The 25,968-nt window shown below is 68.5% G+C and carries 12 protein-coding genes; 5 read left to right on the forward strand and 7 right to left on the reverse strand.

Annotated elements, in window-relative coordinates:
- Window positions 1–15 precede the first annotated feature (15 nt).
- Together U5798_RS04270 and asnB are read left to right on the forward strand one after the other, a co-directional pair.
- The gene (locus U5798_RS04270; RefSeq protein WP_322081304.1) at window positions 16–1,047 is read left to right on the forward strand and encodes an EscU/YscU/HrcU family type III secretion system export apparatus switch protein; all 1,032 of its coding nucleotides are present in this window, start codon (window positions 16–18) and stop codon (window positions 1,045–1,047) included.
- A gap of 277 nt (window positions 1,048–1,324) precedes the next feature.
- Window positions 1,325–3,292, forward strand: coding sequence for an asparagine synthase (glutamine-hydrolyzing) (gene asnB, locus U5798_RS04275; RefSeq protein ID WP_322081305.1), 1,968 nt, complete (start codon window positions 1,325–1,327; stop codon window positions 3,290–3,292).
- Window positions 3,293–3,331: 39 nt separating this feature from the next.
- On the opposite strand, the gene U5798_RS04280 is transcribed toward asnB, so the two are convergent.
- The 7 genes from U5798_RS04280 to U5798_RS04310 all read right to left on the reverse strand — a co-directional run bounded on the left by U5798_RS04280 (window position 3,332) and on the right by U5798_RS04310 (window position 21,881).
- Complete coding sequence (locus U5798_RS04280; RefSeq protein ID WP_322081306.1) at window positions 3,332–15,175, reverse strand: LWXIA domain-containing protein; 11,844 nt, start codon at window positions 15,173–15,175, stop codon at window positions 3,332–3,334.
- A 196-nt stretch (window positions 15,176–15,371) separates the two neighbouring features.
- Window positions 15,372–16,160 (reverse strand): lytic transglycosylase domain-containing protein, encoded by a 789-nt coding sequence (locus U5798_RS04285; protein ID WP_322081307.1) that lies wholly within the window; start codon window positions 16,158–16,160, stop codon window positions 15,372–15,374.
- On the reverse strand, window positions 16,157–16,831 hold the full coding sequence (sctR, locus tag U5798_RS04290; protein ID WP_124449673.1) for a type III secretion system export apparatus subunit SctR: 675 nt from the start codon (window positions 16,829–16,831) through the stop codon (window positions 16,157–16,159). Before sctR ends, U5798_RS04285 begins: the two co-directional genes overlap by 4 nt.
- 3 nt (window positions 16,832–16,834) lie before the next feature.
- Window positions 16,835–17,989 carry a type III secretion system cytoplasmic ring protein SctQ gene (gene sctQ, locus U5798_RS04295; protein ID WP_322081308.1) on the reverse strand — a complete coding sequence of 385 codons (1,155 nt, stop codon included), beginning with the start codon at window positions 17,987–17,989 and terminating at the stop codon, window positions 16,835–16,837.
- Between the two features lie 372 nt (window positions 17,990–18,361).
- Entirely contained in the window at window positions 18,362–18,760 is a 399-nt protein-coding gene (locus U5798_RS04300) for a winged helix-turn-helix domain-containing protein (RefSeq protein ID WP_124449677.1), read from the reverse strand.
- A gap of 446 nt (window positions 18,761–19,206) precedes the next feature.
- On the reverse strand, window positions 19,207–21,417 hold the full coding sequence (locus tag U5798_RS04305; RefSeq protein WP_322081309.1) for a xanthine dehydrogenase family protein molybdopterin-binding subunit: 2,211 nt from the start codon (window positions 21,415–21,417) through the stop codon (window positions 19,207–19,209).
- A gap of 2 nt (window positions 21,418–21,419) precedes the next feature.
- Complete coding sequence (locus U5798_RS04310; protein ID WP_069252121.1) at window positions 21,420–21,881, reverse strand: (2Fe-2S)-binding protein; 462 nt, start codon at window positions 21,879–21,881, stop codon at window positions 21,420–21,422.
- A 180-nt stretch (window positions 21,882–22,061) separates the two neighbouring features.
- Between U5798_RS04310 and U5798_RS04315 the strand changes: the two genes are divergently transcribed.
- The 3 genes from U5798_RS04315 (at window position 22,062) to U5798_RS04325 (ending at window position 25,940) form a co-directional block, all read left to right on the forward strand.
- Window positions 22,062–22,985, forward strand: a complete 924-nt coding sequence (locus U5798_RS04315; RefSeq protein WP_124449681.1) for an AraC family transcriptional regulator — start codon at window positions 22,062–22,064, stop codon at window positions 22,983–22,985.
- Window positions 22,986–24,911: 1,926 nt separating this feature from the next.
- Window positions 24,912–25,235 carry a hypothetical protein gene (locus U5798_RS04320; protein ID WP_322081310.1) on the forward strand — a complete coding sequence of 108 codons (324 nt, stop codon included), beginning with the start codon at window positions 24,912–24,914 and terminating at the stop codon, window positions 25,233–25,235.
- 111 nt (window positions 25,236–25,346) lie between these two features.
- Window positions 25,347–25,940, forward strand: coding sequence for a hypothetical protein (locus tag U5798_RS04325; RefSeq protein WP_322081311.1), 594 nt, complete (start codon window positions 25,347–25,349; stop codon window positions 25,938–25,940).
- Window positions 25,941–25,968 lie beyond the last annotated feature (28 nt).

A 25,968-nucleotide genomic window follows, 5' to 3' on the forward strand; every position in this document is an offset into this window, starting at 1 on the left:
CGGGCCGGAGCCGAGATGGCCGAAAAGGACCAGAAGCCGACCGCGAAGCGCCTGCGCGAGGCGCGCGAAAAAGGCGATGTGCCGAAGAGCGCGGAAACGATTTCGTCGGCGTTCTTCGTCGGCGTGTGCGTGGCGCTCGCGGTGGGTATCGGTTCGTTGTTCGCGCGGCTGCAGGCGCTGTTCCGGCTCGTGTTCGATGCGGCAGGCGCCGCCGACCCGTCCGCGCGGATCGCGGTGCTGATCGACGGCGCCGCGCGCGACTGGGCGACCTTGTCCGCGCAGATCGTCGCGGCCGGGCTGCTTGCCGGCCTGCTCGCGGGCTTCGTGCAGGTGGGCGGCGTGATGGCGTGGAGCCGCCTCGTGCCGCAGCTGTCGCGGCTCAATCCGGCCGAGGGGATGAAGAACCTGTGGTCGCTGCGCAACCTCGTCAATCTCGCGAAGATGCTGCTGAAGACGGCGCTGCTGGTTGCGACGCTCGGCTGGCTGATCGTCGAGTCGCTCGATCCGGCGGTGCAGTCGGGCTTCACGCGGCCGGTCTCGATCCTCGCGCTGATCGTGAAGCTGCTGATGCTGCTGTTCGGCTGGGCCGCGCTGATCTACATCGTGATGGCGCTGATCGACATCGTGCACCAGCGGCACGAGTTCAACCAGAAGATGAAGATGTCGATCGACGAAGTGCGGCGCGAGCACAAGGAGGACGAAGGCGATCCGCACATCGAGGCCAAGCGCCGGCAGCTCGCGCGCGAAGCGCAGTTCGCGTCGCTGCCCGACCGCATCGGCTATGCGTCGGTGGTCGTGTATTCGCCGCGCGTCGCGGTCGCGCTCTACTACGGCGGGATCGGCACGCTGCCGTGGGTGCTCGCGCGCGGCGAGGGCGACGCGGCCGAGCGGATCGTGCGGCTCGCCCGCGATGAGTTGCGGCCGACGCTCGCGAACGTCGGGCTCGCGCAGGCGCTCTACGAGACGACACCCGAGAACGGCACGATCCAGCCGCAGCATTTCCGCGAGGTCGCGCAGTTGCTGAAATGGGCGACCGGCGCGGGGTGACGCGCTTGGCGAAGGCCGCTGCGGGCTTCTTTGAATACCGCCCCTTTTTTCGTTCTGCGATGTGCAGTGGCCATTCGCTCCGATTTGATATGGCCCCTTGACGTTGCTATCAGCGCAGGGCGCTTGACGCCATTTTTTTTCCGGTTTTATCCGGCATTCACTGGTGAATTATTGCTGATTTATTTCTTCGTAATATGGCCCGACCATCATGCCGGACGGCGGGCAGCGAGGTTGCGCCGCACGTGACGGAACAGGTCAACAGGGGCAGACATATCAAATGTGCGGAATCGACGGCTTTCTGAATAGCGTCGCCTTCGATGAGGAGACAGCGCGCGGCACGCTCGCGCGAATGACGGCGAGCCTCGCGCATCGCGGGCCGGATGGGCAGGGGATCTGGGTCGACCCGGAAGCCGGCATCGCGCTCGGCCACCGGCGGCTGGCGATCGTCGACCTGTCGGTACACGGCCGGCAGCCGATGGCATCCGCATGCGGCCGCTACGTCCTCGTCTTCAATGGCGAAATCTACAACCACCGCGAACTGCGCGCAGAACTCGAGCGCGCGGGTCGCGCACCGGCGTGGCGCGGCCACTCCGACAGCGAGGTGCTGATCGCGGCGATCGTCGCGTGGGGTGTCGAGGCAACGTTGCGCCGCGCGACCGGCATGTTCGCGTTCGCGCTGTGGAATCGCGCGTCGCGCGTGCTGACGCTCGCACGCGACCGGATCGGCGAGAAGCCGCTCTACTACGGCCGGATCGGCGACGCGCTCGTGTTCGCGTCCGAGCTGAAGGCGCTGCGCGGCTATCCGGGCTTCGACGGCGCGATCGATCGCGACGCGCTGTGCCTGTACCTGCGCCAGTCGAGCGTGCCGGCGCCTTACACGATCTATCGCGGCATCCACAAGCTGCCGCCCGGCACCTTCATCCAGTTCGAACATGCGCGCGACACGCCGCGCGTGCGGACGTACTGGACGCTCGAACAGGCGATCGAGAACGGCCGTGCGCAACCGTTCGAGGGCAGCGCCGACGAGGCCGTCGGCCAGCTCGACACGATCCTGCGCCAGGCCGTCGCGCGGCAGATGGAAGCGGACGTGCCGCTCGGCGCGTTCCTGTCGGGCGGCATCGATTCGTCGGCGATCGTCGCGCTGATGCAGGCGCAATCGTCGACGCCGGTCGACACGTTTACGATCGGCTTCCACGAGGCCGGCTACGACGAAGCCGGCTACGCGAAGGCCGTCGCGCGCCACCTGGGCACGCGTCATACCGAGCTCTACGTGACGGCCGACCATGCGCTCGGCGTCGTGCCGAAGCTGCCGTCGATCTACGACGAGCCGTTCTCCGATGCGTCGCAGATCCCGACCTTCCTCGTGTCGGAGCTGACGCGCCGGCACGTGAAGGTGAGCCTGTCCGGCGACGGCGGCGACGAGCTGTTCGGCGGCTATACGCGCTATTTCCTGACGCCGCGCCTGTGGCGCAAGCTGCATCGCGTGCCGGCGGCCGTGCGCGCGCGGATCGCGGCCGCGCTGCATGCGCTGCGGCCCGATCATGCGGACCAGCTCGCGGCCGTCGCGCAGGGCGCGTGGGGCGGCGTGGAGGCGCGCGACTCGGCGACGCGCATCGGCGATCGCCTGCACAAGCTCGGCCACGTGATGACGGCCGAGAGCCGCATCGGGCTATACCGGCTGCTGATGTCGTCGGTGCATCATCCCGAGCGCATCGCGCTGTCGGGGCAGGAGCCGCCGACGCCGCTGGACACGGTATCCGCGTGGCCCGCGCACCTGAGCTTCGCCGAGCAGGCGATGGCGATCGATACGCTCACGTATCTGCCGACCGACATCCTCGCGAAAGTCGATCGTGCCGCGATGGCCGTCAGCCTCGAGACGCGCATGCCGTTCCTCGACCATCACGTCGTCGAATTCGCGTGGCGCGTGCCGGCGGTCGTGCGCTTGCCGGAAGGGCAGTCGAAGGCGCTGCTGCGCCGACTGCTCGACCGGTACGTGCCGTCCGCGCTGATCGACCGGCCGAAGCAGGGCTTCTGCGCGCCCGTCGACCACTGGCTGCGCGGCGCGCTGCGCGACTGGGCCGAGGCGTTGCTGCAGCCGTCGCGACTGCGCGAGGAGGGCTTCTTCGACGCGACCGCGGTCGAGCGTCTGTGGCGGCAGCACCAGACCGGCCGGATGAACTGGCAGCACCAGTTGTGGGCGGTGCTGATGTTCCAGGCTTGGCTGGAACATCAGCGCGCGGGGTGACGCGGCGCCGCGGCCGGCCGACGCGCGGCCGGGCCGCGGTCAGCCGACGTTCAGCGGCGTGCCGATCGCCAGGTGGGCCGGATCGGCGGCTACCGCCGGATTGAGCTGCAGGATCTCCCGGAGTGCCGCCGCGTCCTGCTCTGCGCGCGACATCGCAGGCCGGTCCGCGGGCGGGACGTGGGCGGCGTCGAGCAGCGAATCGCGATGCTGGTCGGCGATCACCCACAGCGAATCCCCGTCGACGACGAAGTAGCGCGGCGGCTGCGTTGACGGGCTGGCGGGCGGCGTCGACGTGGCCGTCGCGGACGGCCCGGGTGTCGGCTGCACGCTCGCGGACGGCGTGGCCGACGGCGACGGGGCGGGCGACGACGCGCTCGGTGATGGCGACGCGCCGGCGCCCGGCGGCGCGACGTTCGACTTCGGCGCCGGCTTGCCCTTGTCGTCGAAGAACGTGTAGATCCAGTTGCCGACGTAGATCGCGATCGGCACGAGCACGATCGCGGTGGGAATCCGGCCGGTGATCGCCTTGGTCGCGTTCGGGAAATGCGTGTCGATGCGCGCGAGCGCGAGCAGCGTCGCGGAGGTTGCGCCCGACAGCGCGAGCGGGACGTTCGAGTGGATCGTCGCGTGCGCGCCGATGAACGCACCCGTATAGCCGGCCGCGACCGACACGACATCCGACGTCGCATCGATCGCGCGCACCAGCCGGCTGCGGCGGTCGAGCGACAGGTTGCGCGTCGCGCCGAGATGGATGGCGGCCGTATAGCCGAGACCGAGCAGCGCGCCGACGCCGCCGAGCACCGGCACGATCGACGGATCCGTGAACAGGTTGTGGATCGCGGTCTCGCCGAGGCCGACGTAGCCGGCCAGCGCCGCCGAGCGCCCGAGCTTGCCGAAGAAGCGGCGCGGGTTGCCGTGGTGCATCTGCTGGATCGACGTGCCGCCGAGCACGCCTTGCATCTGCGCGATCATGTCGTTCGCGATCATCTTCGTATAGGTGACCACCTCGTCCGCCGGCACTTTCTGCTTTTCGTGCAGCGCGATCAGCTGGTTCACCTTGGCGCGCGCCTCGTTGGCCAGCAGCCTGAGCGACGCGCCGCGCGTGTCGCGGTCCATCTCGTGTGCGGCGAGCTGGCTGTCGAGCCCGCGCACGAAGCGATCGAGCACGCGCCGGAACAGCCGCGGATCGCCATCCTGCAGCGCCCGCACGGAATCCTGGTGCAGGGCCTGCACGAGACGGCCGGTGCGCGCGCCGACGAACATCGCATTGCTCGTCTGCTTGAACTCGGGCGACGCGAGGCCGAACTGGTGCGCGCCGAAGCCGACGCCGAAGCCCACGCCGACGCCGGCCAGCATCGACAGCACGTTTTCCCGCGTGAACCACGACCGCAGCCGGCCCGCCTGCTGCAGCCGCAGCGCGTTCAGTTCCGCATGCGCGGCCTGCTCGGGCGTCAGCGGCGGTTCGGTTTGCGCGGCCGGGTCGGGCCGGTTCGACTGGCTGCTGACGAGGCGGCTGTCGCTGAGCGGCTTCGCGTCGTCGACCAGCAATTCGGGGCGTTGCACGACCGCGCGCCAGTCGGGTGGGTTCGAGAACGGGCGTCTCCCGATGGTCTGACTCTGCTGCGGCTTGTCGAGCTTGCTGCCGATGTCGCGCTGCCAGTCTTCGGTAAAGCGCCGCACCTTCGAGTTCGGCTTCGGCGCGTTGTTCGGGTCCGCTTGCCATGCCCGCGTCGCGTAGTCGGCGACCGCGTAGCGCGCGCGATTCAGCAGCTTCGTCGTGTTGCCTTCGTATAGCCGGCTGACGAGCGAGCCGATCTCGTCGGGCGTCATCCCGCTGTCGCGACCGATCCGGTCGATTTCGGCGAGCAGCATCTGATGCTGCTCGACCAGCGTGCCGGCATCGACGCGCTCGAAGACGCGGGTCAGTGCGTCGCCGCCGTGAATCCGCTCGAACGCGGCGTGGTTGCGTCTGCCTGCGTGCGGACCCGCACGCTCGACGAGCATCTTCGCGAGCGCGCTCGTCAGGTCCGGGTTCGCAATGAAGTCGGCGCCGTGCGTCGCGTACGACAGCCCGACGTGGACCCAGTTCAGCGCCGGCCGGTCGAGCAGCGCGTTCACGAGTTCGACGTGACCGGCGCCCGGCACCGGTTCCGGCACGGCATCCCAGCCGTGGAACGTCACCATCACGTGCGGCGCGGTTTCGCGCGGGTGCTGGTTCGCCCACTTCTCGAGCAGCGATGCGAGCCGCACGTAGTCGTGATACTGGTCGTTGGTGCCGGCCTGGTAGCGCTCGTCGGTACGCGACACCAGCGCACGGCCCGACGCGGTTTCGAGCCGCAGCAGGAAGCCGCCTTCGGCCGCGGCGTCGAGCCACGCGTGCAGGCTTTTCTCGGTCAGCTCGTCGAGATGCACGACGTGGCCGTTCTCGCCGGTGATCGTCGCATCGGTGTAGTCCAGCTTCGCGCGCGTCTGGTCACCGAGCCGCTTCACGTCGTCGACGAAATCCTGGTCGTGCTTCTTGCCCTGGGCCGCCGCGAGCGTATGCGGATCGACAACGAGCGTGACGACCGCGCCCGCCGCGCCGTTGCGGCGCAACCACGCGAGAAACGCCTGCGGATCGTCGGACAGCCGGTAGGCGCGGCTCATCGGCGCGACGCGATATTGCACGTCGCGGCTCGACCGGAAAAACGCACGCATGATCTGCCGGTCGATGGCGGCGGCCGCGCTCAGCTTGCGCTGCATGTCCTTCCAGCGCGGCACCGGCGCATAACGCGCGCCACCCGTCGCATAGTCGCGTGCGACGCCGAGCCATTTGCCGAGCCCGGTCCATCCCTTCGCGTCGGCCATCATCACCGGCGGCGCGCTGTCGCCTGGCGTGTCCTCGAATTCGAGCGGTCCGGCGCGCGTGTTGCCTTCGCGCTCGATGAACGCCTTGAGCCGCGCGATATGCGCGAGCGGGTCGGGCATGCCGCCGTCGCCGTAGCGCCGCTTCCATTCGATCTGCGTCGAGCTGACGAGCGCCGGCTGGTATGGCTTGATTTCGAGCACCGGATGCTCGGGCGGCGGCGCGTTGCGCTTGCGTGCGGCCTTGATTTCGCGATCGATGCGCTGCTGCGTGGCGTTGCGTTCGCGCACGGCCGCGGCCTTTTCCTGCCTGGCCCATTTGCGCAGCGTATCGACCAGGTTGCGGCTCGACGCGCCCTGCAGCTTCGTGAGGCGTGCGATCTGCTTGTTCAGCGCGTCCACGCGCGTGCCGGCCGCATAGGTGTCGACGCCGTCCGGCTTGAGCTCGGTGAGCAGCAGATGGACGTCGGCGCCGTAGGGGCCGCGGCCGATCGGCGACGCGTCGAGCGGCACGCCGGCCCCGCTCGTGTCGCGCCAGTCGTCGTGCCAGAGCAGGTTGCCGTCGGCGTCGGGCACGAGCACGCCGTCGGGTGCGTCGAGCTGGTGCGCGATCGTCTGGCCGTTGCGGTACACGTAGACGCGGTGCGTGTCGGGGGCCAGCATGCCATGCTCGGCGAGGGTCAGCAGATGCACGGCGTTCGGGCCGCTGAAGTCGAGCGCGTGGTTCGCGTCGACGGGCAGCATGTGCGCTTCGACCAGCGCGTCGTGCAGCGTCGGGCGGGATGGGGCGCGGGCGCCTGCCGGCGTGGCCGGGACGGGCTGCGCATGGGGCGCCGCCGACCCCGACGGCAGGGCGCCCGGCATCGCCTGCCGCTTCAGCAGTGCGGTGGCGCGGGCGCGCGTCAGCAGCGCGACGCGGTGGCTCGCGTTGAGGGTCCACGCGATCGAGGTCTGGCTGACATAGCGCGGGCGCAGGCGCGACGGCAGGCGGTCGGCCTTTTCCTTCGGCGCCTTGACCGGATCGAAGCGGCCGATGCGCGCCATCATGTCGGCGCCGATCTCCGTCGCGATGAACGAGACGCCGCGCTGGCGTGCGCGCGACAGCGGAATCCGGTGGCGCGGGCCGCCCGGCAGCATCCGCGCCTTCACGCGGCGCTGGAACGCGTCGTCGAGCGTGCGCGGGGTGACGCGGGTGCCGTCGAGCGGCGCTTTTGCCTCGTAGTACCACACCCCGCTGTTCGGATCGCGCGTCGCATGGCCGACGATCTCGCCGGTTTTCCGGTCGACCGCATAGATCGTATCGGCGTTGCGCGCATTCGCGATCGCCTTGTTGGCGTTCGAATAGTGCCTGACCGAGCCGAGTGCATCGATCGCGGCCGCGAGCGCGTCGTCGACCTGGCCCGCATGGGCGAGCTCGATCGTGTCGCCATCGTGCGCCGGCTCGATCTTCGACGGGCCGCCCAGGCGCTTCAATTCGGCGAGCGGCACCTTCGATACGTAGAAATCGAAGTCGAGTCGTGCTGCCGCGGCCGCGTTGCGATTCCGTGCATCGAGCGCAAGCGACAGCGCGTCGTCGAGTGTATTCCGGCCCGCGCGTTTGAGCGACCGGTCGGTAAAAGTGATCTCGATCGCGCCGTTCGCATCGACCTGCGCCTCGGCGACGAACTTCGGCGGCGATCCGGCACTCGGCGTGCCGGCACGCGCGATCAGCACGTAGGTGCTGCGCCCGGTTTCCCGGACGAGGTTGCGCAGTTCCGGCAGGCTGTTGCCTGCGACGTGCGTCAACGTACGCAACCCGCGTTCGTCGAGCCATGCGCGTGCGCGCTTCATCCGTGCGCTTTCGCGTGCGCGCCCGCCGCCGGAGGCGCCTGATGCACCCGCTGCGCCGTTGCCGGACCCCGGCGCGGCGAGCTTCGGCAGTCGCGCGTCGCCGGTCAGCGCGCGCGCCTGCTCGGCGTACAGCACGCGATAGGTCGGATTGCCGGGCAGCGACGTGCGCGTGTCGCCGAACTGGTCCGCGAGAGCCTGCAATGCGGCCGGATCGCCGCTCTCGTACGCCCGGCGCGCGGCGCGCGCGAGCGCGTCCGGCAGCTGCACGTGGGCCGCGATGTCGCCGCCGCCCGCCGCGAGGATCTCGTCGCGAACGCGGTACGCATTAACCTGCGCGCGAGCTTCCGCGAGCAGCAGGCTGCGCACGTATGCATCGTGGCTCGTGTGATCGAGACCGAGCGCACCGGTCGAGATGTCGACGCTATGCTGCGCTTCGTGCGCGAGCGCGAACACCAGCGTGCCGGCGTGACGCGTGTTGCCGTCGAGGACGATCACGCGCCGTTCGGGGTCGACGGACTGGCCTTCGCCGCGCGCGCCGAGCTTCACCTTCCAGCCGTCCTGCTTCGCGAGCCGCATCTGCGCCATCAGCGTCGGCGAACGCGACGCGAGCGCGTGCGCGCGCATGCGCAGCACGACGCCGCGGAAGGTCGTGACGACGCGCTCGATGACGCCGCGCCGCGGCGCGTAGGCGCCGTGCTCGGCCATCTCGGGGTGCGCGAGGCGGATGCGCCCGGTTTGAAGTCCATGGTGAATTCGTGCGGCGACGTCGTCGATCCGTTCGAGTACGCTGCCGTCCGGGTCGGCCTCGTGCATGACCTCGCCGGGGTCGTGCAGCATGACTTCGCCGCGGCGGCCGAACAGCACCTGGAAGTCGTACAGCAAATGGTGCTGCGCGGTGACGCGGCGAATCTTGCCGAGATCGGCCAGGCCGTCGTGCGATACCACGCCCGGCAGGCCGACGTCGAATTCGACGTCGACGCTGCTCAGCTGCGCGGACGGCTTCAGCACGACGCCGATGCGATTGGCGACCGTGAACGGCCCGTCGGTCGTGCTGGTCGGCAGCTTGTAGGTCTCCTTGAGCTCGCGCAGCCCGGCCTGTTCGAGGGCGACCGCTTCGTACGCGTTGACGAGGCCCCTGGGCGTGCCGTTGCGATAGATGCCGATGGCCTGTCCGGCACCGCCGTCGAACACGGTCTTGTCCGCGCCGGAGCCGAGCACCGGGCCGAGGTAATCCGCCGGGTCGACGACGCGCGACGGGTCGCCGGTGACATGCAGGCGATCGCGCGCCGTGTCGACCGACAGTTCGCCGAGCGACGGCTGGCGATAGGCGGCCGGCGTGTAACGGTTCAGGCCGGACAGGTCGGTCAGCGCGCCGGCGTCGCCGACGGCATCCGGATGCGCCGCGTAGATCGTGCGTTGCCACAGGTTCGCGAGTTGCGCGGCCGCGCCTTCGTTCGCGTGGCGGGCCGACAGGATTGTCGTGTACTCCGGATCGGGCGGCGGCGGGTTGAGCAGCGTGAACGTGTGCGGATCGACCGGCTGCCCGTCGGGGCCGAGCAGTGTGCCGCCACGCATCGATTCGGCCGGCACGATCGCGATCCGGTTGCGCGGATCGAGCCGGATGTGCTCGTCGCTGCGCAGGAACGACAGCGTGTCGAGCGCGGGCGGCCCGCCCGCGCCGAACGGCGATGCATTGCGCTCCACGTGGTCGTTCGTCCACGCGACGCGCTGCGCCTGGATCTCGCGCATCGAACGCGGCGCGTCGCCGGCCGCCTGTGCGTCCTGCGGTGCCGGCATCGTGCGGGCCGCCTGCGCCGCGCCGCGATCGAACGCGTCGCCGTAGAACGCTTCGTAGTGCTGCCCGTGCGTGCCCGACACCGGCGAACGCGCGAATGCATCGGCCAGCGTCGCGACGGTGCCCGCGTAGTCGTGCGACGGCTGCCATGCGTCGGCGACTTCCTGGATCGCGTCGGGCAGCTTGACGTGCGCGGCGATGTCGACGCCGCTCTTCATCTGGATTTCGTAGCGCGCCTCGAACGCATTGAGCTGCGCGCGCGCCTCCGCTTCGAGCGCCTTGCGCGTGAAGCGGCGTCGGCCGCTGTAGTCGAGCCCGAGCGAGCCGTCGATCGCCTCGACCGCATGCTTGGCCTCGTGCGCGAGCGTGTAGGTCATCGATTCGGAGTGCGTGAGCGCGCCGTCGATCGTGACGCGCTTCTTGCCGGCATCGATCCGGCTGCCGCCGCCGCGCTTGCCGACCCGCACCCGCCAGCCGTTGTCGTCGAGCATGCGCAGTTGCTGCGCGAGCGTGCCCGACTGCTGCGCGAGCGCGCTGACCTCGTTCGGCAGCGGCGCGCCGCCGAAGCGCATCTGGAGCCGGGCGACGAGCCCGGGTTTGTCGCCGGACGGCGCGACCTCGGTGGTTTCCGGGTGCGCGAGCGTCACGTCGCCGCGTTCGACGCCGCGCTCGAGGAGCTGCAGCTGGTCGTCCACGCGATCGCGCGTGCCGCGGTAGCCGTCGTTGCCGGTCTCGATGCGGCCCGGGTCCGTCATCAGCAGGCGGCCGTCGTGATAAATGCCCTGGACGTCGAAGTACAGGCGGTTCTCCGCGATGAGCGACTTGAGCGCACGCAACTGGTCGAGCGTCTCGGCCTTCAGCGTCGGCGGCAGCACGCCGCGCTCGACGTCCTGCGTATGCAGCGCACCGCGCGGCTGGTACAACACCGCGACGCGGTTCGCATGCGAGAACGGGCCGTCCATCGACACGGTCGGCAGATCGAAGCGGCCGCGCAGCAGCGCAAGGCCGGCCTGCTCGGCGAGCGCCGCGTTGCGCTGCTCGGTGCGCGTGCTGGTCAGATCTTCGTACAGGCCGAGCACCGCGCCGCGGCCGAGCGCGAAGCCGCCTTTCTCGTTGCCGAACGCGATCAGCGCGCCGAGATGCTCGGCGAGATCGACCGGCTTGCCGGTATCGGCATGGAACACGGTCGTGCCGTCCGCGCGCAGCGGGCCGAGATCGACTTCGGGGTGCGGCGCCGGGTCGTAGCGCAGGTAGCCGCTCGTCGCGCGCAGCGTGCCGTCGGCCGCGAGCGCGTCGCGCGGCGCGACGAACACCGGCCGGTTCCACACGTTCGCGAGTTCGGGCGCGAGCTTCGCGTCCGCCTGCTCGGCGATCAGCACGATCGGTTCCGCCATGTCGGCCGGCGCGCGAAAGGCGTAGCGGGCATCGAGCGCGAGTTCGTGCCCGCCGACCGGTACGCCGTCGCGCGTCGCGAACGCGCCGCCGGCACGGTCGTTGCGCACGACGTACAGCGTGCGGCCGCCGTACTCGTGCTGCTCGACGAGCGGCCGGCGCGATGCCAGCGTCACGTCGGCGTCGCGCGCGACGAAGCCGGGCGACAGCGGCGACGTCGCGAGCGCGTTGAGGATCGTCCACGCGACCCGCTCGCGGAACGTCAGCGGCTTGAGTGCGCCGCCTGCTCCGGATTCGGCCGGATCGACGACGCGCCGGTAGTTGATCGTGCGTGCATCGCCGCTGCGGCGATCGGCATTGGACGTGATCCGGGCGTCCTGGTCGTTCTCGGCGGCGCGTTCGCGCACGTCGGACGACGCACGGCGTGTTTGCGCGGTCGCCCGCGAGGTCGCGGCTGCCGGCTCGTCTGCGGAGGCCGCCGGGCCGGCCGCGTCGGTCGCGCGTGCGGCGACCGGGGTCGTGCGGCTCGCCTGGTCTGGCGGCTGCGCGTCGCCCTGCGATGGCGCGGCCGGCGTCGTGGCCGCGCGGGGCGGGGCGAGGTCGTGCGCGTACTTGAGCTCGATGCCGTCGGACAGCGTGAGTCCGCCGTGTTCGTCGGCCGAGATGCGCGCATCCGTCTCGTACCGGTTGAAGCGCGTGAGCGTCAGGCCCTTCACGCGTTCGCCGAGCGTGATCGTGCCGTCCTGGTCGAGAAACGCGGTCGATTCGGTTCTGCCGCGTGCGCCGGTGTTGACGTCATTGCCGCGGTTCAGCACGCGGATCGGCACGCCTTCGTAGGTGAGGATCTTGTTGCCGACCATCAACGTGCCGTCTTTCGCGACGGTGATCGAGCGGCCGTCGAGCGTCGCCTGCTGGCGGCCGACACGCAGCGTATCGAGCGCCGCGTACTTGTCCTGGCCGACCGTCACGCGCTGGTCGCCGATCGACACGGCGTGGTTGCCGAGGTCGCGCGCGCCGAAGCTGCCGGTGCGACGCACGATGCCGGTCGACAGCGCCTTGATCCGCTGCGGGCCCGCCGCGAGCCCGGCGTTGAGCAGGAACGACGTCGCATCGCCGGACAGCCGGTCGGTGTGGCCGGTCGCGAGGTCGTAGCCGAACTGGCCGGCCGCGTCTACCGCGCCGCCGTACGCGGACGCTTTCGTTGCAAACTGCGTGCCGGTCTTCACGCGCGATGCGAATTGCGTCGCATCGCCGCCGAAGCGCTGCACGAGCTTTTCGGCGGTGGCGGTGCGGCTCGCGAACGACAACGCTTCGCCAAACTTGCCGACGCCGAGCGGCACGAGGTTCAGGTAGTCCGCGCGGGCGCCCGCATCGAGCGGGTTGATCGTGCGGTCGTGCTCCATCCGGTTGGCGAGGTCGTAGCCGGAGTTCACGACGGCCGCCGTCGCGGACGTATACATCAGCCCCGTGCCGACCGCGTTGAGCGCGATGCCGAGCGGCGCGCCGAACACGGTCGCATCGAGCAGGCCGCCGCCCACTTCGAGCGCGAGGCCGCCGATCAGCATGCCGAGGTTCACGTCGCCGGCGCCAAGCGTATGCATCACGCTTTCCCACCAGCTGTCGTCGTGCGCGCTGTTGTGGCGGTCGATCTGCGCGACGCCGTTCGCGTCGTAGCCGGTGGCGATGTCGAGCGTGCCGTTCGACGACAGCTCGTTGTCGTTGAGGAAATTGCCGATGTCCGAATACTTCGAGCCCTGGTCGTCGACGTAGTGCGTGTCGCCGTTCGCATTCGTGACCTTGAAGATCGCGCTCGTCATCAGGCCGGCGTCCTTCGACGCGTAGACGATCGGCATCACGTTCACACGCGTGCCCGCACCGCCGCCCACCTTCAGCAGCTCGTTGCGCACCTTGTCGATCGACTCGAGTTTCTTGCCGTCGGTGAACTGCGCGGCATGCGGATCGCTGGACGTGCTGTCCGGCGACAGCCCGATCGCGACGCCGACGAGGTTGCGCTGCTGCGTGTCGTCGAGCTTCCCGAAGTCGATCGTCGCGCCGTGCTGCGTCGCTTCGCCGGCCTTGTCGAGCAGCGATTGCGACAGCTCGCTGCGGTGTGCGCCGAAGAAGTCGGATAGCGCTTTCGCGTAGTCCTTCTGGTCGGATTCCGTCTTCGGGTTGCGCAGCCGCTCGTCGAGATGCGCGTCGAATTCGTTGAACAGCACCTGCTGATGCAGCGTTTCGCTGAGCATCTGGTCCTGCTGGACGTCGCGGTTCGCCTGGTCGAGGGTCGCGCGCGCATCCGTCAGCTGCTGCGCGTACGGATTCACGACGAACGGGACGGGCGCGGTCAACGGGATGTTTTTCGGCGTGCTGTCCGGTTTCGTCACCGCCAGCACGCTCGGCGCCTGGCCGATGCCGTGATCGCGGTTCCACTGGTCGTACAGGGCCTGCAACCCGTCGACCTTGATCTGCAGATCCGACTGCTTCGCCTGCGCGTCGGCTAGCGCCTGCTTCGTCGCGCGCTCGTTGACGGTCGCCGTCATCCGGTCGTCGGCCTGATGCAGTGCCGACGCGATCGTCTTCAGCCCCTTGATCTCGAGCGGCGTCGGATCGTTCACGAGGCACATCGTGCGGTGGTTGTACTGGTCCTGCACGCCGGCAGCGACGTCGTCATAGTGGATCGCGAGCGCGTTGCCGTATGCGGCGACGTAGCCGTCGTGCGCGAGGCTCGCGGCATCCTTCGCCTTCGACAGTTGCGCGGCCGCGTCGTCGACGCCGAGATCGGCTCGCGGATCCGCGAGTTTCACGCCTGGATGGTCGTGGCGCCATTGCGTCGCGCTCTTTTGCGTGGCGTCGTAATTCGCCTGTTGCTCGGTGACCTGGCGATTCGCATACAGCATCTGCAGATAGCCGCCGCTCACGCGCGCGCTCGCCTGTGCGTGGTTCAGCAGGTTCTGCTGCGCATCGACGGTCGTGCTCATCACGGTCGGGCCGTACTTGCCGGACACCGTGTTGTACGTGATCTGGACGTCGGCGAGATTCGCCGCGTCGGTCGCGGCGTTCAGGCAGGCGTTCGCATAGTTGGCGTCGTCGGCCGCGCCGGCCAGCGCCTTCTGCGCGTCGTCCGGATTCATCGCCGCCGGCGCGTCGATCATGCGGCCGAGCGGCGCGAGCTGGTCGTTGACGCGCGCGATGCCGGCATCCATTGCGTCCGAATAATCGCCGTTCGACGCATACGACTGCAATTGCGCGAGGGCGAGGTTCGAGTTCGCGATGTCGGCGTTGTGGCGCGCCTTCGCTTCGGACAGCTTCGCATCCGCGCGCTGCCACGTGTCGTAGGCCTGTTTCTGCTGCGGCGTCCATGTGTCCTGCGACGCCTTCGTCGGATCGTCGCCGATGCCGGGCACGGCGGCCTTCAGCTTGTCGAGCGCGTCATTCGCGTTCGCTTGCGCGGAGCCGGCCTGCTTCGGGTCGAGCGCGGCGTTGTCGTGATCGGCCTGTTGCGCATACGCGATCATGTAGCCGGCGTCGGTCGTGACGTCGAGCTCCTTCTCCGCCTTGGCGGTGGCGGTGTGCGCCTGGTCGTACGCAGTGCGGGCCTGGTCGATCGCGGCCGGCGACGACCGCGGATCGTTCTGCGCGGCTGTGAGCGCCGTCTGCTTGCCCTGTTCGTCCTTCAGCGCGTCGTCGAACTTCGTCTGCGCCCCCTGGATCGCGGTCTGCGCGGCCTTCGTGAGCGGATCGTCGACCGTGATGTCCGGTGCGGTTGGCCGGTATTGTTCGGCGAGGCTCTGGATCAGCGACGTTGCGGACGAGATTTCGGCGTTGGTCGGCTTCGACGGATCGCTGTCGGGCGTGACCTGCACGGTGAGCGGCGGGGCCGGCGGCGCGATGGCCTGCTGTTTCGACGGGTCGCTCGACTGCTGGGCGGCCTGGCTCGCCGCCTTCGCGCGTTCGGCTTCGAGCGTACGCTCGAGGAACGCCATCCAGTTGACGCCCATCCCGACGCCGTCGATGTCCAGCATGAAAGTCTCCTGTCAGGCCGCCGTGGCATGCGGGTGCACGCGACCCGGCGCCCGGCACTCGCCGCCGGTTCGAGTGTACGGAACGGGGTGCGCAGCGCGCGGCGCCAGTTTCGTAGCAGTGCGATGCGTGCGGCGCGCACGGGGCCCGACGGCTACGAAATGCGCATCGGCGGGGCCGGCGTGTTGCGCCGCACCGCTACTCGTCGAGACACTTCACGCACAGCCGCTTCGCCTGGCTGGCCGCGAGCCCGCGGCACATCATCACGACCGGGCGGGCGTGGCACGACGGCGCGTCGGCGGACGCGGCAGGCGACGGCAGCCGGCGTGCGCGCTCCGGCGGCGTGGTCGCGGCCGCGTCCATGCGCCGCTGGCGCGCGGGCGGCGGCGGGTCGCCGACGACGGGAATCGGTCCGACGCCGCCTTCGCGCGCGTTGCGCTGCGCGCTCGCGACGACGCGGCTCACGTAGCCGCTCGAGAAGCCGGTCGTGAAGTTGCCGCTGTAGTAGCACGACAGCGCCGCGCGCAACGCGGCCTGCGTGGCGCGGCCGGTGCCCGACGAGCGCGCGAAGCATTCGGTCAGGATCGCGCCGCCGGCCCGCAGGTTGCGGCACGGTTCGAACATCGTCGCTTCATCGAGCCCGTATTTCGCGAAATTGCGCTCGTTCACCTGCGCGAGGCCGACGCTGTAGCTGAAGCCGCGCGCCGCGAGATCGCGCGCGGTCGCGCGCGCTTCATCGAGCGACGCGGGCTGGCGCGTCAGATGGCCGCCGACCACGCCGATCGCATACGGATTGAAGCCCGACTCGGTACGCACGAGTGCGGCGAGCGTGTCCGGATCGACGTTCGGCGCGCAGGCGCGCGCGAGCGGCGCGAAGCCGGTACCGGCGCCTGCGGCCTGCGCACTGCGCAGCGGCAGGCATGCGCAGGCGAGCGCGACCACCGCGCACAGGCACGCGGCCGCGATTCGCAGGCCGCGCGCGCTCATCCCGCGCCCGCCACGCGGTACGACATCACCAGCCCGTGTACGAGCAGCGACCAGCCGTCGAGCGCGACGAACAGCAGCAGCTTGAACGGCACCGAGATCGTCGTCGGCGAGATCATCTGCATCCCGAGCGCGAGCAGGATGTTCGCGACCAGCAGGTCGACGACGATGAACACGATATAGATCACGAAGCCGATCTGGAACGCCTTCGTCAGCTCGGCGAGCGTGAAGCTCGGCACCAGCACGAGCAGGTCGTCGTCCTTGATGCCGTCCGCGCGGTTCTTCGGCCACACCGACGTCGCCGTCCGCACGAAGAACTCGCGATCGCGCTGGCGCGTGTGCGACACGAGGAAATCCTTGATCGGCGGCAGCGCGGCGTCGGCGAGCGCGCCGATATCGGCGGTCGACAACTGCGCCGACGCATCGAAGTGGCGCGCCTGCAGCGCATCGCGGATCGACATCCCGACGGGCGCCATGATGAACAGGGACAGGATCAGCGCGATGCCGTTCAGCACGAGGTTCGGCGGCACCTGCTGGATCCCGAGCGCGGAGCGCAGCAGGCCGAGCACGACCACGAGCTTCGTGTAGCTCGTCACCATCAGCGCCGCGAACGGCGCGATGCCGAGCGCGGCAATGACCGCGATCAGCGCGACCGGATTCGGCAGGCTGCCCATCGTTCAGCGCTCGCGCGGTGCGGGTTGCGTCAGCGTGACGACGCGCACGCCGAGTTTCTGGCCGACCGCGATCAGGTGGCCCGTGCCGATCAGCATCCCGTTCGCGACGAGATGGATCACGCTCTGGTTGATCCCTTGCTGCAGCTCGATCACGGCGCCCGGCTGCAGCGCGCTCAGCTCGCCGAGCGGCATCGACGTGGGCGGCAGCTCGAAGCGCAGGTCGACCGCGAGGCCGTCGAGCGTGCGCGGTGCATCGGCGGAGGGCGCGTCGTGTGTCGTGGCGGGCGCGTTGTCGGTGCGGGTCGGTTCCAAAGGCATCTCCCTGATTCGTTCGACGGTCAGCCGGTTGCCCGACGGCCGTCCGGTGATCTCCCATGCCGGCGCGGCCGGCAGCCGCGCGACGCACAGCAGGCTCTGCTCGTGCGCCTGCCAGCGTTCGATCGCGATGATGTCGCCGCCGACGACGTCGGCCAGCTCGGCCGTCGTCAGCTCGGTGCGGCCGATCTCGAACACGAGCGGCACGGGCAGGTTCGCGTAGGCCGCGCGGGTATCGGCGAGCGCGGCCGGCGCGGTCGCGAAGAACACGGCCAGCGCGTCCGGCACGTCGAACAGCAGCGCGCCATGGCAGCGCCACGCGCCATCGGTGCGCCGCAGCTCGAAGCGCAGCGCGTCCGGCGCCGCGCGCCAGGCCGGCACGCTGTCGGGCGGCGGCAGCAGTTCCACGCGCTGCCGCGTCGCGGCCTGCAGCACGGCCGCGAGCGGCGCGCACAGGTCGGCGAGCAACGCCGCGCGGATCACGGCCGGCACGGCCGGATCGGCTGCGTCGCCGAGCCATTCGGTTTCCGCGATCGGATCGATCCACAGCGTGCCCGTGGCCGGGCCGATGACGAAGCGGTAGGCGTGCGCATCGGTGGCCGGTTCCGCGTCGACGCGCCAGCGCACCTCGTACGCGTGCTCGCCGAGCGTGACCGGGGCGGCGCCGGTTGCGCAGTACGCGTGCGACAGCCCGCGCGCGGCGGCGGCGGACAGGCGCGGCAGGTAGGGCGACGCGTCGAGCGCGACCGCGGCCGGTGCAGCGGCGGGCGGCGCGGAAGCGGCGGGCATCGCCCGGCTGGCGGCGTCGCCGGCGTCGGCATTCGTCAGGAACAGCGCAGGCACGGCGGGATCGGGGCGGATTCGGCGTTGATTCGACGGGTTGTTCTGGGGCCGGCGGCGCGGAAGGGCGCGCGGCTGCTGCGTCGATTGTAGGGACGGCCATGGCCGCGTGCCGCGCCGGAATCCGTAGTCGCGTGCATTGCCCGGCGATCGCAGAAGCGGGGTGCTACGAAGCGTGAGGAAGCCGGGCAGGACGCGACCGGCGCCCAAAAGCAACCGCCGCCCGGAGGCGGCGGTCGGGTCGCGGCGGGATGGCGGGCCGGATGGCGTGCAGGCCGGGTCCGGCCGGCAGGCCGCGAAGCGCTGCGGCCAGGCGCAGCGCGGTAAGGGGAACGTGGCCGGCGCGCCGCGAGCAGGCGGCGCGCGGGCGAAGCGTCACGCGTAGTCGGCGGCCATCGCGGGTTGCGGCGCGGCTCGCAGGATCGGCGCGGCTTCGTGGCGCTCGACGTGCGTCATCGCCGCGCCGAACAGCACCAGGCGGTAGCCGACCGCGTAGATCGGAATGATCCGCAGGTTCTTGTCGTGGTCGAGCCGCAGCTTCGAACGGATACGCGAGATATGGGTGTCGAGCGTGCGCGACGACACGCCGAGCTCGCGGCCCCATACGGCCTCCTGGATTGCCTGCCGCGGCACGATCTTGTTCATGTTGTCGAGCAGGAATTCGACGACGTCGAATTCACGCGGCGTGACGTCGACGATCGTGTTGTCGATCTCGATCGTGCGGCGCACGAAGTTGATTTTTATGTTGTCGATGTACAGGTATTTGCAATCCATGGTGGCCCTCGCATGTCCGTAAAGGAGTGTTTGCGGGCTCTGTGCTGCAACTTCCGGGCCAGGGGGAGGATTGACGGTCGCCAGCTGACGGCCGTGCCGATGCGGGTGGCTCTACATATTTGAATTTAAAAGAATTTTTAACGTGAGGTGCGATGCGGGTTGTGAAGGGGGCAGAACAATGTTGAAGGATTGTTACGTAGCATCGCCGGGCGACGTTACGGGCGTTACGTCTGATGTAACGTGGGGGGAGAGGGAGGTTGGGGGGCTACACGAGGGTTTTCCGCTGGACGACGAACCCGACATCGACCCCTGCAGGTTTGAAGAATTGTGTATGTAAATCAACGCATTGCCGGAGATTTTTGCCGACATCGAACCCTGCATCGCGTCTCGCGCGAAAACACGCCGGCCGCGGAATATCTTCTTCCCGCAGCCGGCGTTCCGTCGCATCAGGCCTTCGTGCTATCCGCCGAATCGAACGGCAGCACGTAATGCCGCTTGCCCGTCGCCGCGAAGATCGCGTTCGCCACGGCCGGGCCGACCGGCGCGACGCCCGGCTCGCCGACACCGGTCGGCGCCTCGGCCGACGGCACGATGTGCACTTCGACCTTCGGCATCTCGGCCATCCGCAGCACGTGATAGCCGTCGAAGTTGCGCTGCTCGACCTGGCCGTCCTTCAGCGTGATCGCGCTGTGCATCGCCGCGCCGAGCCCGAAGCCGATGCCGCCTTCCATCTGCGCGGCGACGATGTCGGGATTGATCGCGATCCCGCAATCGACCGCGCACACCACGCGGTCGACCTTCACCTTGCCGTCCGCGTCGACCGACACCTCGGCCACCTGCGCGACATAGCTCTTGAACGCTTCGGCGACCGCGATCCCGCGCCCGCGCCCCTTCGGCAGCGGCTTGGCCGGATCCCAGCCGGCCTTCTGCGCGGCGAGGTCCAGCACCGCGCGCATCCGCGGTTCCTTCTCGAGCAGGTCGCGACGGAACGCGTAGGGATCCTTGCCGGCCGTGTGCGCGGCTTCGTCGATGAACGCCTCGACCGCGTAGGCCGTGTGCGAGCTGCCGACCACGCGCCACCACAGCACGGGCACGCCCGTCTTCGCGGTGGCGAGCTCGACCGACACGTTCGGCACCGCGTACGGCAGGTTCGCCGCACCCTCGACCGACGTCGCATCGACGCCGTTCTTGACCATGAACGCCTCGAACGGCGTGCCGGCGAGAATCGACTGGCCGACGATCCGGTGGCGCCAGCCGACCAGCTTGCCGTCCGCGGTCAGGCCCGCGTCGAGCTTGTGGAAGTACATCGGCCGGTAGAAGCCGCCCTGGATGTCGTCCTCGCGCGTCCACTGCAGCTTGACGGGCTTGCCGTCCGCGCCGAGCGCCTTCGCGATCGACACGGCCTCGACCACGTAGTCCGACCACGCGTTCGCGCGCCGGCCGAAGCTGCCGCCCGCATACAGCGTGTGGATCTGCACCTGCTCGGGCGTCAGCCCCGCCGTCCTGGCCGCGTTGGCCTGGTCGACGGTCTGGAACTGGTCGCCGGCCCAGATTTCGCAGCTGTTCGCCGTCAGCTTGACGACCGCGTCGAGCGGCTCCATCGGCGCGTGCGCGAGATACGGGAATTCGTACGTCGCGCTGATCTTGCGCGTCGCGCCCGCGATCGCCGCGTCGGCATCGCCGTCCTTGCGTGCGGACGTGCCCGGCTTGTCGGCGAGCTGCCGGTATTCGCGCATGATCTCGTCCGAGCCGCGCTTTTCCGCGTTCGTTTCGTCCCAATCGACCTTCAGCGCGTCGCGGCCCTGCTTCGCGGCCCAGAAGCCGTTCGCGACGACCGCGACGCCACCCGGCACCTGCACGACCGACACGACGCCCGGCACGGCCTTCGCGGCCGTCGCGTCGAACGATTTCACCTTCGCGCCGAAGCGCGGCGGGCGCTGCAGCAGCGCGACGCGCATGCCGGGGAACGTCGTGTCGAGCGTGAAGTGCGCGGTGCCGTTCGATTTCGCCGACGCATCGACGCGCGGGATCCGCTGACCGATCAGCTTGAAATCGGCCGGCTGCTTCAGCGTGACCTTGTCCGGCACGGGCAGCTTCGACGCATCGGCGACGAGCGTGCCGTACGGCGCGGTCTTGCCAGTCTTCGCGTGCGTGACGACGCCGTTGGCAGTCGTCAGCTCGCCGGCCGGCACCTTCCAGCGGGTCGCGGCGGCCGACACCAGCATCGCGCGCGCCTTGCCGCCGGCTTCGCGCAACTGCTGCCACGAGTTCGCCATCGCCGAGCTGCCGCCCGTGCCCTGCATCGTGCCGAACGCGAGGTTCGCGTAGCGTTTCGCATCGGCCGGCGCGCTTTCGACGCGCACGTGCGACCAGTTCGCGTCGAGCTCCTCGGCGACGATCGTCGCGATGCCCGTGTACGCTCCCTGGCCCATTTCGACGTGCTTCGCGATGACCGTGACGGTGCCGTCGGGCGTGATGCGCAGGAATGCGTTCGGCGCGAAACCGGCGGAGGGCGCGGTCGCGGCGAGCGCGCGGCGGCCGAAGCCGCTGAAGTCGAAGCCGATGGTCAGGCCGACCGCGGCCGCGGCGCCCGCGGCCTTCAGGAAGGTGCGGCGCGACGGGCGCACCGTATCGTTGTTGTCGAGTTCGATCGTCATGGTCAGGCTCCCAGCGTCGCTGCCGCGTCGTGGATCGCGGCCCGGATGCGGGCGTAGGTCGCACAGCGGCACAGGTTGCCGTTCATTGCGGCATCGATGTCCGCGTCGGTCGGCTTCGGGTTCTGTTCGAGCAGCGCGGTGGCCGACATGATCTGGCCGGACTGGCAGTAGCCGCATTGCGGCACCTGCAGCTTGACCCAGGCGGCCTGCACGGCATGCGCGGGCTTGCTTTGCAGACCCTCGATCGTCGTGACGTGCTTGCCCGCGATGCCGGCGAGCGGCAGCACGCACGAGCGGACGGCCTGGCCTTCGAGATGCACGGTGCACGCGCCGCACTGCGCCATGCCGCAGCCGAACTTCGTGCCGGTCAGTCCCGCATGTTCGCGAATCGCCCAGAGGACGGGCATCGACGGATCGGCGTCGAGCGTGACGTTCTTGCCGTTCAGGACAAACGAGGTAGGCATTTTTATGTCTCCATGGGGAAAACCCGCCATACGGGCAGGTTAGCCGGGAGTGTGCGCGAGCCGCCGCTTTTTGCGTCTACCCAATCCTGCAAATTTATTGAACAATCCTGCAAATCCCCGGCACGCGGCAGGCCGTTTCGCTATGCTCCCGCGACACGGGAAATCATTCGAGGATGCGTCATGGACATGACCGATATCGTGGCGTCGCGCGAATCCGGGCGGCGCGAGCTGGCATCGCTGATCGGCCGTTTCGCGCCGGCCGACGGCTCGCATTCGACGGCCGTGCCGGGCCTGATGCTGCATCGGCACACGCGTCCGGTCGATCTCGGCTGCGGCGTGTCGCGGGCTGCGCTCGTGATCGCCGCGCAGGGCGCGAAGCGCGTGATCGTGGCCGGCCAGGCTTACGAATACGACACGCACAATTGCCTGATTACGTCGATCGACTTGCCGATCCTCTCGCGCGTGACGCGCGCGTCGGCGGATGCGCCGTACCTGTGCCTGTCGCTCACGCTCGATCCGCAGCGCATCGTCGAGCTCGCGGCCGAGATGCGGCTGCCCGAGCCCGACGCGGGCCCGGAAGGCGAGGGGATCGCGCTCGCCGAGCTGACGCCGCCGCTGCTCGACGCCGCGTTGCGGCTGTTGCGCCTGCTCGATACGCCCGGCGACATTCCGGTCGTCGCGCCGCTGATCGAAAAGGAAGTGCTGTACCGGCTGATGACGAGCGGGCAGGGCACGCGGCTGCGGCACATGGCCATCGCGGGCAGCCAGACGCACCGGATCGCGCGCGCGATCGAATGGATCCGCGATCACTTCGCGGAGCCGATGCGCGTCGAGTCGCTCGCGCAGGCGGTCAACATGAGCGTGTCGTCGCTGCACCATCATTTCAAGCACGTGACGACGCTGAGCCCGCTGCAGTACCAGAAGCAGTTGCGGCTGCACGAAGCGCGGCGATTGCTGCTGCGGCAGGGCGGCGACGTCGGGTCGGTGGCGGCCGTCGTCGGCTACGAAAGCGCATCGCAGTTCAGCCGCGAATACAGCCGGCTGTTCGGTGCGCCGCCGATGCGCGACGTCGTGCATCTTCGCAAGAAGGAACTGCTCGGCTGACGTGCCGCCGCACGGCGGTTATTGCGCGGCGACCGTCACCGGCATGCGCTGGCCGGCGCGCGTTTCGTGCGCGCGCCTGTCATTCATCGCCTTCCCCCCGGCGCGCTGACTGGCGTGATGCGTGTGCCGTGGCGTGCCGCTCGGTGAGAGCCGGATATCAGGCAATCGGCATGCCATGGACGTGCAGCCCCGTCGGGCGCGGGCGTGCACGCGATCGCCGTTCGACAGGCGTGCGGATGTTTCACGCGTGAATCGTGGGGACAGGAAAAGAACCTGCGCGAGTGCCGGGACAATGCAATTCGATACGAATAAATGCCCGAAAAATCAGGACATTACGGACTTGCCAGCGTAAGGAAGATGTCGAGTCGATATGTTTCATCGATGAGAATTGCGGGAAAAATTTCTTGAAAATAGTTCTTCGATGCATCGCTTACCGAATGACTCACGGTGTGAAAGCTGCATCGAATGAAAATGCGAAGCCGGTGTCTCCGCTTCGATCTCAACTGCGCGTTGTCATTTTTTGATTATTACAACGATGACGCATCCGGATGCCGACATCCTCCTCGCGTGATCGTGTCGGTATTTTCACGGATGAATCAAATTCGTTTCGACAGTCTGGACGAGTGCGGGCGCGGACGTATCGCAGGCATGCTGCATGCGGCCCGGGGCCGAGCACGGTGCGAATCGATTCTCGTTCGTCTTCGCATCGGAGGACGTCCGCACGTGTCCCGCCATGCGATTTGCAAGCGGAAAGTGCGGTGCCGCCCGGCCGGCGCGGCAGCGCGCTTCTCAAGTTTGAAACAGTCGTTCACCCGGTCATTCGGCGAGGGTTCGCGGGCCGGATTCGTCCGTCTAATCCGGGGATTGCTTCGTGACGCTCAACGATCGCGGCGGGTGCCAAACCTTTGCCGCGATACATTCCTGAAACAAAAAATGTCGCTTCTGGAGAAATACCCCCATCTTGAGGCGGTCGGTCACGCGCAATGAACGACGGAACAACGTGTGGCACGCCGCTTGCGATATTCAACGCACCGGCGAGCGGTCGACACGATGCAACAACGATGTGGGGGCGGCCAACTCGTCAATAAGCAGTCGGGGAAACGGCGATGAAGACCAGAAGCAGTAGCTTGATCGGCGCGTACTTTGCGCACCACAGGGGTAGTCGGACAGACCGGGATGTTGCTCGCGACGCAGTGCCAGCTTCGCGGGTTGCCCGGTGTCGATTGCACGGCCGCCGTGCGCCTCGTTTGCTGGAGCGGCTGTCCCGCCGCGCGGCAACCGGGCGACAGCGGTGCTCACCTTCATTCAGTTCACCCGGATGGATCGGGCTGTTCGTGCCGGACAGCGTGACACCGGTTCGTCTTCAACCGTGCAGGGCGGTTTCGAGTGCGCCGGGCCAATGCCGGCGCCGGCCGGATTAGGTCGAACGCCCGCGGGCCGGATTATCCGGAAGCCATTTCGTCGCTCGTTCAGGGAGAAGACATGCCGCCTGGCTGCAATGCAGGCCCGTGGTCGCTCGGTTAGAAAGAGCATTTTGAACGGCGCTGCAGTTTGCGGTGGTTAATATATTTGCGCATTTTCGATTCCGGAAACGGATGCCGAATGCCGGTATCTCGTCCGGCGAGGTATCGAACGTCGCGAGCCGGAAATATGCGTTCGTGATTCCGGTCGATTGAGTCATGGCGTTTTTTGTAATTAACTCAATTTTCATGGAATTAATCGAAAACACCTATCCATGAATTTTGGAAAACCTAAAAACAAAAACTAGAATCGGGCTGGCCAAAATTGCAAAGAATAATTTCAAATTCAATAAACATGTACTGATTGAATAGTGATCCTTAATTTTTTGAGGATTGCTCAAGACAGGAGGATCGATGGCGTGCGGTCTCCCTGGCTCATTCCATCCACGCCGTTATGGAGTCGACCATGAAGAAGCTTCTGATTGCAGCAGCAGTTCTGGCGGTTTCGGGTGCAGCGTTCGCAGCGAGCGGCACGATTTCGAGCAGCAACTCGTCGAGCGGTGGCCAGACGATGGCCGGGGTCGCAGGGTTCGGCCACTTCACCGCGACCGATTCCGGCGCAGGACTCGGCGCAGCCGGCGCAACGGCCGGTGGCGGCAGCAGCGGCTCGATCTCGTACACGAGCCACACCCAAACGTCGACGGTCGGCGGCTTCGGCTTCGGCGGTGCCCAAGCGGGCGGCAGCAGCGGCGCGAACGCGGGTTCGACCGGCTGGACGTACCACTACTAAGCCGCGGCGCGTAGCGTTCGTCATTGGCTGGCGGCACGGGCGCCGGGCTGCACTGAAGCGGGGTGGGCCTGGCTCCGCGACCGCCGAACTTCCTCACAGCAAGGAATTGCTATGAAAGCCAAAGTCATATTAACGACAGCGCTCACCGCCCTATCGTCGGCCGTATTGGCGGCCGGTCCGTCGACGACCTTCAACCAGACGCAATCCGTTGCTGCGGGTGTCTCTGGTTCGGTCCTGGTCGGCACCGGCAGCTATACGAGCAATTCGAATTCGGTAGCGGGCGCCAATGCAGGAAGTACCGTGACACCCACGGGTTCCGCCGGAACGGCATCCGCCTATCACGACTCGACTTCGACGGCCAGCGGTTCCGGCACGAACGGGGGCGCATTCGCGGCAGGCGGCGGTATCGGTGCCGCAGGCTCTTTCGCCGGAAACAGCAACACGAATGTGAACGCAAATGCGCTGTCGGGAGGGGTAACCGCCACGATCGTACTCGGCGCGAACCACTACACCGCAACGGGCGCGAACGACGGGGGCATCGCCACCGGGGGAGCTGCTGCCGGTTCGGGTCCGGGCTGGTCCGGCACGATCGCGGGTTCGAATCACTACAACTCGTCGACCGTGTGGAGTACCGGTCCGGCCGGATCGCCGTCCGCATCGGGCGGCAGCCAGGGCAGTTCGGCCGGAACGGCAAGCAGTCCTTAGTCAGGTGTTTGGGGGGACCAGTTTCCCA

Origin of the sequence: Burkholderia sp. BCC1972 (assembly GCF_905339605.1) — a bacterium.
Lineage (GTDB): Bacteria > Pseudomonadota > Gammaproteobacteria > Burkholderiales > Burkholderiaceae > Burkholderia.

Bases quoted from the DNA above. Each gene is read 5' to 3' on its own strand.
- U5798_RS04270 (WP_322081304.1), top strand. From the start codon at position 16: ATGGCCGAAAAGGACCAGAAGCCGACCGCGAAGCGCCTGCGCGAGGCG.
- asnB (WP_322081305.1), top strand. From the start codon at position 1,325: ATGTGCGGAATCGACGGCTTTCTGAATAGCGTCGCCTTCGATGAGGAG.
- U5798_RS04280 (WP_322081306.1), bottom strand. From the start codon at position 15,175: ATGCTGGACATCGACGGCGTCGGGATGGGCGTCAACTGGATGGCGTTC.
- U5798_RS04285 (WP_322081307.1), bottom strand. From the start codon at position 16,160: ATGAGCGCGCGCGGCCTGCGAATCGCGGCCGCGTGCCTGTGCGCGGTG.
- sctR (WP_124449673.1), bottom strand. From the start codon at position 16,831: ATGGGCAGCCTGCCGAATCCGGTCGCGCTGATCGCGGTCATTGCCGCG.
- U5798_RS04300 (WP_124449677.1), bottom strand. From the start codon at position 18,760: ATGGATTGCAAATACCTGTACATCGACAACATAAAAATCAACTTCGTG.
- U5798_RS04305 (WP_322081309.1), bottom strand. From the start codon at position 21,417: ATGACGATCGAACTCGACAACAACGATACGGTGCGCCCGTCGCGCCGC.
- U5798_RS04310 (WP_069252121.1), bottom strand. From the start codon at position 21,881: ATGCCTACCTCGTTTGTCCTGAACGGCAAGAACGTCACGCTCGACGCC.
- U5798_RS04315 (WP_124449681.1), top strand. From the start codon at position 22,062: ATGGACATGACCGATATCGTGGCGTCGCGCGAATCCGGGCGGCGCGAG.
- U5798_RS04320 (WP_322081310.1), top strand. From the start codon at position 24,912: ATGAAGAAGCTTCTGATTGCAGCAGCAGTTCTGGCGGTTTCGGGTGCA.
- U5798_RS04325 (WP_322081311.1), top strand. From the start codon at position 25,347: ATGAAAGCCAAAGTCATATTAACGACAGCGCTCACCGCCCTATCGTCG.